This is a genomic window from Verrucomicrobiota bacterium (assembly GCA_034440155.1).
Lineage (GTDB): Bacteria > Verrucomicrobiota > Verrucomicrobiia > JAWXBN01 > JAWXBN01 > JAWXBN01.
The window spans coordinates 1-10,570 of record JAWXBN010000104.1 but is presented as its reverse complement, the minus strand read 5'-3'; the positions used below and the strand labels follow the sequence as shown (position 1 = coordinate 10,570).

Below are 10,570 nucleotides of genomic sequence, written 5' to 3'. Positions count from 1 at the left end.
CTCTGTCCCAAACATCCCTCCACCATCATACATTAATCCTACGGTCACATTACTCCCCCTCATATCCCCAAGGTTCACCACCCCGTATCCACCATTGGTCCCAATCGCTAATCCATTCGTCACCACAAATGATGTGAATCGGCCGTTGTTAACCGTTTGAATAAGTCCGGTGGCATTATTAGCAGTGGCGACATTAAGACTGGATAAGGAAAATGAATTTGAATCCCCCCCTAAATCCCATTGAAAAGCTTTTCCAATACTTTTTCCTATTTCAATATTTTGACCGACGATGTCCACTCCCTTTTTTGTCTCAAGTCGTCCGTAATTAAGATCTAATAAAGCTCCAGTCGGAGCGTCAGACACTAGATAATCAATCATCGCCGTCCCCCCATTTTGATGGTATCCACCGGAGCGCACATCAAGAAAAGAAGTGACTGACGCATTTGTCAAAATAAGTAAGGATGTATCCCCGTTTAATACGACCGAGTTATTCACATTACTCCCAATAATCATACTGCCAGCTTCGACTCTTCCCCCATTTTCTATCTGTAAAAGATTTGCTCCAGACTGATTACCTACAATCACCCTTCCTTGATTCGTCCAGATTGAACCATTTACAATGACGGTATTGTTTGATGCATCCACCGTATCCCCGATGACTGCGGAGATTCCCCCAACCGAATTTGTCACAGAAAGCCCGGCATTATTCGTAATCACCAGCAGATTACTGGAGGTAGTATCCCCTATTTTATAAATTGCATTTGTAATAACCGATACCCCGGTAATCTCATTGGTCGTTTGCGCGGAGACTGGAAAACCCAAACAAAAGAAAAACAATACGATCACTATGGCTGATTGGAGCCTAAATTGAAAAATATTTCTAAAAACAAAAGATGTATCATTCACACGAAACCCCCGCTGACAATTAATTTAAAATAAACGCTTTTTTCTTCCTGCCGGATTAGAAAACAAAATGCCCGGCGGAAGCCCCACCCCTTTCTAGGAATCCAAATCAAAATTCGCAATAAAATTAATGACTTTCTGCAATCTAAGCGTCGTAATACTTGCTATCTTACCTTGTAATTAGACAAAAAAATAAAAAAATCCGCGCCTTCTCTCAGAAGCACCTGCAACAAGAGGTCTGCTCAGGAATAAAACCTTTTTCATCTGGCTAGGGATTCATGTTTAGAAGATGTCCATAGCCACAGGATTGACATTCAGGGCAAAACTCCTATGAAGGCAAAATATACTTATGAGCATATCCATACCTGAAAACAAAATGAAAATAGGTATTATCGGCACCGGCAATATCAGCGGAGCCTATTTTGAAGGACTAAAACTTTATCCCTTTATCGAGGTGGCTGCCTGCGCGGACATGAATATGGACAGTGCGAAGGAAAAAGCGGCGAAATACAATATCCCCAAAGTCTGCACGGTGGATGAATTGCTGGCCGACAAAGAAATCGAAATCGTCATCAACCTGACGATCCCTAAAGCACACGCCCCGGTAAACCTCAAAATCCTCGAAGCCGGTAAACATGCCTACTGTGAAAAACCCTTTGCCCTGAACCGTGAAGAAGGTCAACAAGTCCTCGACCTCGCGAAGAAAAAAGGACTCCGTGTCGGGTGCGCCCCAGACACCTATCTCGGACCGGGCCAACAACTCGCGCGCAAATTGCTCGATGAAGGCTGGATCGGACGCCCCATCGGTGGTGTGGCCCACATGATATGCCATGGCCACGAAAACTGGCATCCCTCCCCTGAGTTTTATTATGAAGTCGGTGGCGGCCCCCTTTTCGACATGGGCCCTTACTACATCAATGCCTTGATTAATTTGCTCGGCCCGGTCAAAAGGGTCACCTCATCCGCACAGACATCCTTCCCCACCCGCACGATCACCAGCGAACCCAAAAAAGGCAAAGTCTTTAAAGTCGAAACCCCGACCCATATCGCATCCATATTAGATTTTGAAAACGGTGCCTGTGTCACCCTCCTCACATCCTTTGATGTCTGGGCCGGGAATCTGCCCAATATCGAGATTTTTGGGGCGGAGGGCTCCATGTCTATTCCCGACCCCAATGGCACAGGTGGCACCGTCAAAGTCATGCGTCCGGGGCAAAAGGAATGGCTGGAAATGCCTCATCTCCATGCCGAACCCGGATTCCGCGGAATCGGTGTCGCGGACATGGCCAAGGCTATCTGGAATAACCGTCCACAACGTATGTCTGGTGAACTGGGTTTCCACGCCCTGGACATCATGCAGTCGATCCTCGACGCCTCCGCGACCGGTAAACACATCACACTGGGAAGCACCTGCCCGAAACCTAAGGCCCTGCCGTCTGGAATGCCCCAAGGCCAAGTCGATGAATAATCAATGCTGGCGGGGAAACCCGGGCAGTCGCTCGGGGCAAATTGCTCATGAGAAGCGATCCTTTTAAAAAAAATGTAGCCGAGGGCGGATCGCCCCCCCTCCACGGTCTCCTAATCTCAGCGGTGAAAAAAAACTCTCTGCCCCCCCCTGGCCCTTAGCCTAGCTTGGATTTGAGCATTTCATCGACGACTGTGGGACTGGCCTTGCCTTTGGCGACTTTCATGACCTGACCCTTGAGGAAATTAATCGCCCCGGTTTTTCCACTCTTGTACTCGGCCACGGCATTTGGATTGGCCGCGATAGCCGCATCGACCATGGCTTCAATCTCACCGGAATCGACTTGTTTATATTTATCGGGGTCCTTAGCCACGATCGCAGAGGCATCCACGCCTGTTTGATACATCTCGATAAAAATTTCTTTGGCTTGTTGCGAATTAATCTTTGCCCCGTCGAGCAAAGCGACCAAGTCATTAATATGTTGTGGGGGGATCGGGGAATCCTTGATTTCCTTACCTTCATTGCCTAAGTCACGGAGCAAATCATTCACAATAAAATTCGCAACCGTATTAGTCGATTTTGCACCGTCCACAGCGATTTCAAAATATTCCGCGAGAAACTTATCAGCCGAAAGCACGGCGGCATTATAGTCGGTGACTTTAATGTCGTCCATGTAACGCACCCGTTTTTGGGCAGGAAGCTCGGGCATTTCGCCGTGGACTTTATCCATAAATGCGGATGAATCCACCGGCATCAAGTCAGGATCGGGAAAATAACGGTAATCGTGGGCGGACTCTTTCACGCGCATGAGGATGGTTTGCCCCGATTCCTCATCCCAACGGCGGGTTTCCTGGGCGAATTTCTCACCCTTGTCATACCCGGCAGTCTGGCGTTTGATCTCGAAAGCCAAGGCACGGCGGACACCACTGATCGTATTCATATTCTTGATTTCGATTTTTGTCCCGTATTCCTTGACCCCTTTGGGCCGCAAGGAGATATTACAGTCGCAACGCATCTGCCCCTTTTCCATGTCCGCATCACTGACTTTCCCGTAAAGTAGATTCATACGCAAAGTGCTCAGGAAAGCAAAAGCTTCCTCGGGACTGCTGATATCCGCCTCGGTCACGATTTCCATCAAAGGGGTACCCGCCCGGTTAAAATCGATGCCACTGGTCGTGTCAAAGTGGAATGACTTTGCGACATCTTCCTCAAGGTGGATCCTGATCAGACGGACTTTCTTAGTTTCCATCACCTCTTTCTGGACATCCTTTGGGTAACATTCCTTCACGAGGTCCACGTGTCCTTGTGAGCAGATCGGCAGATCATACTGGCTGATCTGATAATCCTTCGGCATATCCGGATAAAAATAATGTTTCCGGTCAAATTTACACACCGGGGCGATATGACAATCAAGCATCAGCCCGGTCAGGGCCGTCATTTCGAGTGCCCGCTTATTTGGCATAGGTAAAGACCCCGGCATCCCCAGACACACAGGACATGTATGCGTATTCGGTGCGGCGCCGTATTCATTCTTACAGCCGCAGAACATTTTTGATTTGGTTTTGAGTTGAACGTGGACTTCCAGTCCGATAATGACTTCGTATTCCATAAATTTGATTAATTAAAGGCCAAAAGTTATAACCTGATCCGAGGCTCTGGCAAACACATAAATTCATCCCCCTGCAAAAACTTGTTGTTTCTTTTGGTTGTGATATCCCCTTTTCCGCTATAGAATACAATAACCCAAAATGGAATCAAATAAACCCATCATCATCTTGAGCCTCGTTTGTTTTGTCCTCTTGAGCATTTGTTGTTATCTCGGATATCAGTCTTATCAAGTAAACAAATCCTTAGAGCTATTAAACACAGAGTTTAGTAAGCTCAAACAAAACCCGCATGACTCCATCCGTGAGGAGTTTGAAGCCAAAGACCTCTACGATACGGCTGCCCAGACTTACCTGACTACCTTTAATTATATTGATTCGGCATTCAAGGCCGAGAGCCAGTCCAAAGACAGATTATCCGACGAATCCTTTTACCAGGTTTTCCAGCAAAGTTATACCGAGTTTAACCGTGCCATTAAAATGGCTGAGAAAGTCCTTAATGACTATCCCGACACCTATTACCGTAATAAAATCGCTATCCAAGGCCTTTTTATCTCCGGGAATTTTTATCCTATCCCGGTCCTCCGGGAGAATCGTGACTCTGTCCTCCAGAAATTCATGGTAAACCGCGGGGAGTCCATCGCCTACCTCATCAAAGAGGATTGTAAAATCATCGATAAATCCATTACGCAATTTGCCATGGATAAACAATCCGCCGGGGGTAGCGAAATCAAATGGGAGGATATCGTCCCTTACCTTCCCCCCGATTCACGATTGGCGACATCAAATGGAAATGATATTTACGGGAACCCCTTTTCACTGGGCACCATAAACCCCCAAGGCAGTTCACTCAAAATCTCTCCCGAGACTATTAAGAAATTTTCCGGATCAAAGTTCGACTGGGGTTCCTACGCCCCCGAAACACCTTAACTCTCTCTCTCTACGTCCCCTCGCCAGCCATGTTTCAATCCCGCCTCCAGCAAGAGCAATTGGAAAATAATACCCTCGCCGCGTTTGCACAAAAAAGCGGGGAGACCCGTGGCCGGGATTTTCCTGAGGATAAACACGATATCCGCACCGATTACCAGCGTGACCGTGCCCGGGTCATCCATTCGGGAGCTTTCCGCAGATTAGAGTATAAGACCCAGGTATTTCTGAATGGAACCGGTGACCATCTCCGCACACGCCTGACCCATACGATCGAGGTGGCCAATATCAGCCGCACCATCGCGAAGGCCCTCCGCCTGAATGAAGACCTCACGGAAACCATCGCCCTCGCCCACGATCTGGGTCACTCTCCCTTTGGCCATTGTGGGGAAGACACCTTAAATGAACTCATGACGGGATACGGGGGATTTGACCATAACCTGCAAAGCCTGCGGATCGTCGAGGTGATTGAGAAAAAATATCCAAATTTCGACGGGCTCAACCTCACATGGGAAGTCCGCGAGGGCCTCGTCAAACACGAGACGTCTCATGACACCCCTGATGATAAGAATAAAAAATATTTCCGTTTTCCTCGGCCTTCACTCGAAGCCCAAATCGCTAATCTCGCCGATGAGATCGCCTATTACAGCCACGACATCGAGGACGGCATCGAGGCCGGTTTCCTCAAAATCGAGGCATTAAACGATCTCGATCTCTGGAAGGATGCCCTCGCTGAAGTCAAAAATCGCTACCAGATCAAGGATGATAGCGTCCGGGCCGGTGTCGTCATCCGTTACCTCATCGACAGGGCTGTGTACGATGTCATCAGGCATTCGGCCAAACGTATCACGGATGCGGGGGTCAGCTCCGCCGACGACGTCAGGAAACACCCCGAAAACCTCATCGCTTACAGTGCGGAATTATCCAAGCTAAATCTCAAACTGCGGAAGTACCTCTATCAAAACCTTTATTTCCATAAGGCTGTCCGCTCCGTCCACCACGACACCTGTGAGATGATGCGCAGGCTCTTCGGACATTTTATCGCACATCCAGACCTCATCGGGCGTAAATCCGCAGTTCGCATCAGCAAAATAGGTATCTACCGGGCCGTATGTGATTATGTCTCCGGGATGACCGACCGCTATCTCATCGCACAATACACTCAATATTTCGGAATCACGAAACCATGATCATTGATGAGGCCTTCTCAAAAGAGCTCGAATCTTATTTCGGCACACAACGGGAAGTTAATCCCTACGTTTACAAAAACACAGGACTCATCATTGACTTTATCAATGCCAAAACCCTCGCCGCCAAAATAGACCTGTGGGATGAAATCCATCAGTGGGTCAGCAAAGAGCATGATGCCTATTTTAAAAGGCCCGGTGATGAAAATCTGACCACTGTCCCCCGGGTCGTCCTGCATATCGAGATCATCGAAAATTGTCCTCTGATCCGAGAAAAATACCAGCTCGTCCTCGGCCAGATGGTCTCTGCGATGAATGCCGTCAATGCCTTTGGTGAGGCCGGGGTGCCCTCCCACCGGGGATTCCTGTCCGAGCTGTCTGTGCGTTTTGCCCAGATATTCCTGCCTCTCCCCCGTGACGACCATGACTTTGCAAAGTTCCTCCGCCGTCAATACAGGGACGCTACCCACATCACCTTTTTCCACTCGCTTTCACCGGAAATCTTTTTACGCATGCAGGACTGTATCCTCCCCTCGAATAAAAAAGAATTCCTCAAACCGCTCTTAAATGGTTTTGCCGACGGCTTCCGCATTCTCGCCGCTAAAATCCATCTCCACGGCCTCGGCGAAGGCATCCGCTCAAAGCTGACCACGGCCTCGGTTAGTGAATCCGCCTTCCACAGCATCGTCCTGACCAGTGACAGGCTCATGTCAGCTTTCCAGAAGGGCGAAGACCTCACCCCGGTGATCGCCCCTTGGAAAAAGGATGCGCAAGGTTGCCGGGCTGAACTGAATATTGTCCACCGGAAGATGGAGGAACGAGGCGGGATCAGTATCGATCTGGTATTCAGCATGGATCTCATGGAGGAATGCCTTTCACGGATGGATCTGATGGTCTCGATCATCGAAAAACCTTACGGAGTCGAGCAAACCCAGCTGATCCAGTCACTCATGGAAAAACTAGTCCTCGGTGTGCAGGAAGACCGCAGTATCCGTTCCCTCATCAGGCGTAATACCCATTTGCTTTACCGGAAAATCATCGAGCGCTCCGGCCAGCTCGGTGAACATTATATCGCGCTCAATAAACACCAGTACTGGCACATCTGGGTCGCCGCAGCCGGGGGCGGACTACTCACGGTATTCACTGCCGCGGTCAAGCTCCGGCTTTACGGGTGGGGACTCGCCCCGTTTATGGAGGGTCTGGCTGCGGGGCTAAATTACTCGATCAGCTTTGTGATCCTCCACATCTGCGGATTTGTCCTGGCCACAAAACAACCCGCGATGACAGCGGCCACCCTGGCGAAATCCATGAATAACCAGAACCGCCACCGCGTGATCCGCGAGATTATCGACATCGCCCCGACTGTCGCCTACACACAAGTCGCCGCCGCAGCGGGTAATGTCTTGATCGTCGCCATCGGCGCCTATTGTTTCAGCTTTTTATGGCTCATGCTCGCCGGCACTCCCTTCCTCAGTCATGATTATGCAGAGCATACTTATGCCACCCTGAGTCCTCTGGACAGCGGGACGGTTTTTTACGCGGCACTCACCGGGGTGATCTTGTGGCTGGCGAGCCTCATCGGGGGGTGGTTCGATAACTGGTCCACCTACCACCGTATCCCCCAAGGCATCTCCGACCACCGCTCGGGCAATTTGCTCGGGACCGAAAAACTCAAAAAAATATCCGGATACTACGAGCGTAATAATGCCGCGCTCGCCACAAATATCTCCCTGGGGATGATGCTCGGTATGACCCATTCCCTCGGGCTCTTTTTCGGTATCCCCTTAGATGTCCGGCATGTGACACTCTCGACAGGCACCCTCGCCTTGGCGGCAGCATCACTGGAGAAAGCTTGGTTCATGGACGGTTGGTTTATCAAAGCCCTCTCGGGTATCGCCGTGATGTTCGTGCTGAATCTCGGGGTGAGTTTTTTCCTCTCCCTTTTTACAGCCGCCCGGGCTTTCCGCTGGCCATTTAAAGACTCTGTGAGCCTGACACGCAAATTGTTCTGGCGTTTTATTAAGGCCCCGTGGGATTTTATTTTTCCTCCCCTCGATTATTGGAGGAAAGATAAACCGGAAAATAAAAACCCTGACTCCCCCGTTCCTGATTCAAAATAATCCGGGCACCGATTATCCACGGGAATATCTTTTCTCGAATACAGTGGTGTGAAAATATAAGATACTGAATGATAGTCACTTATAAAATAGCCACCCTATCGACCGTACCTCGAGATTCAAAATTTCCCGTCTGTTCCAAGAGTGATTTTCTCCGAAATAAATCATTAAATCATAAAAATGTTTATTCCACTTATTGACACTCGGTCGCAATTGTGTTTTATTATGAGACATAATCTCAATTAAGTGAATACATTCCTTCATCAAATCCATAAGGGCAAAGTCGCAAAAATTTTGCATATCGATGATGCATTCCCCCATTCAAAACGCCTCCGGGCCCTCGGGCTCCATGAAGGCCTCGAAGTCGAGGTCCTCACCGATGGTGACCCTGTCATCATTTGTTTACATGGCACACGTGTGGGATTTCGCCGTGACTTGCTCGAAAAGGTGTCTGTGACTCCCCTAGACACACGCGCTTGCCAATGCCCGGAGCGTCGTAAACCCACCCGCAAAAAAGATAACACTCTCAGTAACATTCAAAAAAACGTCTCACACTCCATCCGAAAGGGTTGCAAATCCGTCTGGGACTCCATCGCCAAAGCATGAAAACACTGAATCAACTTGCCACCGGGCAAATTGCGCAAATCACCCATATCGATGCGACGAATCAAACCGCCCAACGCCTCATGGCCATGGGGGTACTGCCCGGCAGCACTGTCGAGATCGTGCAAGTCGCCCCGCTAGGAGACCCGATGAATATCTCGATTGCCGGACGCCGCCTGAGCTTGCGCAAAGCTGACGCCCAGTGCATTCAAATCAAGTAAAATCCCATCTCACTCATCATTTTCCTCCTTTTGAACTATGATCACCCAAGAAAAAGCCCTTTATAATATTGTCATCATCGGAAACCCGAATACCGGCAAGAGCACCCTCTTTAACCGCCTCACCGGAGTGCGCCAACGTACGGGGAATTATCCCGGCGTGACCGTGGAGAAAAAATCGGGGGAATTCTCTTTTGAAGGCACCTCCTTTAACGTGACGGATGTCCCGGGCACCTATAGCCTGGCCGCTTCTTCCTCGGATGAACGGATCGCCGTCGATGCATTAACGGGGCATATCCCTGGGCTGGCGAGACCCGATTGCGTCATCTGCGTCGCCGATGCTACGAATCTCGTGCGGAATTTATTCCTCTTTTCCCAGATCGCCGATATCAGTATCCCCACGATCCTCGTGCTGAATATGATGGATGCCGCCGGGGACCAGGGATTAAAGATCGACACAGCACTCCTCTCCGAAAGGCTCGGGGGCATCCCGGTGATTCCCGTCGTGGCCCGGAAAGGCACTGGCATTGATGATCTGAAAAAATCTATCAAAGGTATCTGCTCCCATCCGGTCATACCTGCGCAAATCGTCTGGCCCGACTGTGTGAATATCGCCAGTGATGTCGTCGCCAAACAAATCGCCCAGCATAGTTTACCCGCCCTGTCCCCCTCCGAGCTGCGCCGGGTCGTCTTTGATTCGGGCTCATCCATCCTCGACCGGGCGGGATTCCCCCCGGCTGAAAAACAAAAATGCCTGGATAACGCACGCGCTTCCTTGGTCCATGCCGGATATAATCCCCTCGCTACGGAGGCCCTCATCCGTTACGAGCACCTGAATGCCCTCACCCGTGATGCCATCATCCACCCTGAGGAGCCCGTCGCCCAAAAGTCCGAGTCCATCGACCGCCTACTCACGCACCGGGTCTGGGGCCTTTTGATTTTTATCGGGATGATGTACCTAGTTTTCCAGTCCATCTACAGCTGGGCTGGACCCCTCATGGACGTCATCGATGCCGGGACAGGCTGGGTCAGTGCCCAAGTCGCCCCCTTCCTCGATCAAACCCCGGCACTCCAGAGCCTCGTGACCAATGGCATCATCGGCGGGGTAGGCTCCGTCCTGATTTTCCTCCCCCAGATCCTGATCCTCTTTTTCTTTATCTCCCTGCTCGAAGACACCGGGTACATGGCCCGCGCGGCATTCCTCATGGATAAACTCTTTAGCTGGTGCGGACTCAATGGCCGCTGTTTTGTCCCTTTACTCTCCAGCTACGCATGCGCGATACCGGGCATCCTCTCGACCCGCACGATCGAGGATCCTAAAGCCCGCCTGACGACCATCCTCATCGCCCCACTCATGAGCTGCTCCGCACGCCTCCCTGTTTACGTCCTTCTTATCGGGGCCTTTGTCGAGCCCGTCTATGGCCCGACCTGGGCGGCCCTCACCCTCTTTGCCATGCATTTCATCGGTATCCTCATTGCCCTCCCCTTAGCATTTCTCCTAAATAAATTTGTCCTCAAAACCCCACCCCAGCCTTTCGTGCTGGAG

General features: G+C 50.3%; 9 protein-coding genes. 7 read left to right on the top strand and 2 right to left on the bottom strand.

Going from position 1 to position 10,570, the window contains the following annotated elements; genetic code table 11:
* The coding region (locus SGI98_11140; protein MDZ4743957.1) for a hypothetical protein at positions 1–846 on the bottom strand (846 nt) is incomplete at its 3' end.
* Between the two features lie 406 nt (positions 847–1,252).
* Here SGI98_11140 and SGI98_11135 point away from each other — a divergent pair.
* The gene (locus tag SGI98_11135) at positions 1,253–2,371 is read left to right on the top strand and encodes a Gfo/Idh/MocA family oxidoreductase (protein MDZ4743956.1); all 1,119 of its coding nucleotides are present in this window, start codon (positions 1,253–1,255) and stop codon (positions 2,369–2,371) included.
* A 154-nt stretch (positions 2,372–2,525) separates the two neighbouring features.
* Here the strand turns inward: SGI98_11135 and gatB are convergent, their stop codons facing one another.
* Positions 2,526–3,977, bottom strand: a complete 1,452-nt coding sequence (gene gatB, locus SGI98_11130) for an Asp-tRNA(Asn)/Glu-tRNA(Gln) amidotransferase subunit GatB (protein MDZ4743955.1) — start codon at positions 3,975–3,977, stop codon at positions 2,526–2,528.
* A 139-nt stretch (positions 3,978–4,116) separates the two neighbouring features.
* On the opposite strand from gatB, the gene SGI98_11125 reads away from it, so the two are divergent.
* The 6 genes from SGI98_11125 to feoB all read left to right on the top strand — a co-directional run.
* The gene (locus tag SGI98_11125) at positions 4,117–4,902 is read left to right on the top strand and encodes a hypothetical protein (GenBank protein ID MDZ4743954.1); all 786 of its coding nucleotides are present in this window, start codon (positions 4,117–4,119) and stop codon (positions 4,900–4,902) included.
* Between the two features lie 29 nt (positions 4,903–4,931).
* Positions 4,932–6,089: a deoxyguanosinetriphosphate triphosphohydrolase gene (locus SGI98_11120; protein MDZ4743953.1), complete on the top strand. Its 1,158-nt coding sequence runs from the start codon at positions 4,932–4,934 to the stop codon at positions 6,087–6,089.
* Positions 6,086–8,206 (top strand): hypothetical protein, encoded by a 2,121-nt coding sequence (locus tag SGI98_11115; protein MDZ4743952.1) that lies wholly within the window; start codon positions 6,086–6,088, stop codon positions 8,204–8,206. Before SGI98_11120 ends, SGI98_11115 begins: the two co-directional genes overlap by 4 nt.
* 243 nt (positions 8,207–8,449) lie before the next feature.
* Complete coding sequence (locus tag SGI98_11110; GenBank protein MDZ4743951.1) at positions 8,450–8,809, top strand: FeoA family protein; 360 nt, start codon at positions 8,450–8,452, stop codon at positions 8,807–8,809.
* A complete protein-coding gene (locus tag SGI98_11105) occupies positions 8,806–9,027 on the top strand; it encodes a FeoA family protein (protein ID MDZ4743950.1) in 222 nt (73 codons plus the stop codon). Before SGI98_11110 ends, SGI98_11105 begins: the two co-directional genes overlap by 4 nt.
* Positions 9,028–9,064: 37 nt before the next feature.
* A partial coding sequence (gene feoB, locus SGI98_11100) for a ferrous iron transport protein B (GenBank protein ID MDZ4743949.1) occupies positions 9,065–10,570 on the top strand: 1,506 nt, incomplete at its 3' end.

Coding starts and splice junctions, on each gene's coding strand:
- SGI98_11105 (MDZ4743950.1), top strand. CDS start 8,806: ATGAAAACACTGAATCAACTTGCCACCGGGCAAATTGCGCAAATCACC.
- SGI98_11120 (MDZ4743953.1), top strand. CDS start 4,932: ATGTTTCAATCCCGCCTCCAGCAAGAGCAATTGGAAAATAATACCCTC.
- SGI98_11115 (MDZ4743952.1), top strand. CDS start 6,086: ATGATCATTGATGAGGCCTTCTCAAAAGAGCTCGAATCTTATTTCGGC.
- SGI98_11135 (MDZ4743956.1), top strand. CDS start 1,253: ATGAGCATATCCATACCTGAAAACAAAATGAAAATAGGTATTATCGGC.
- gatB (MDZ4743955.1), bottom strand. CDS start 3,977: ATGGAATACGAAGTCATTATCGGACTGGAAGTCCACGTTCAACTCAAA.
- SGI98_11125 (MDZ4743954.1), top strand. CDS start 4,117: ATGGAATCAAATAAACCCATCATCATCTTGAGCCTCGTTTGTTTTGTC.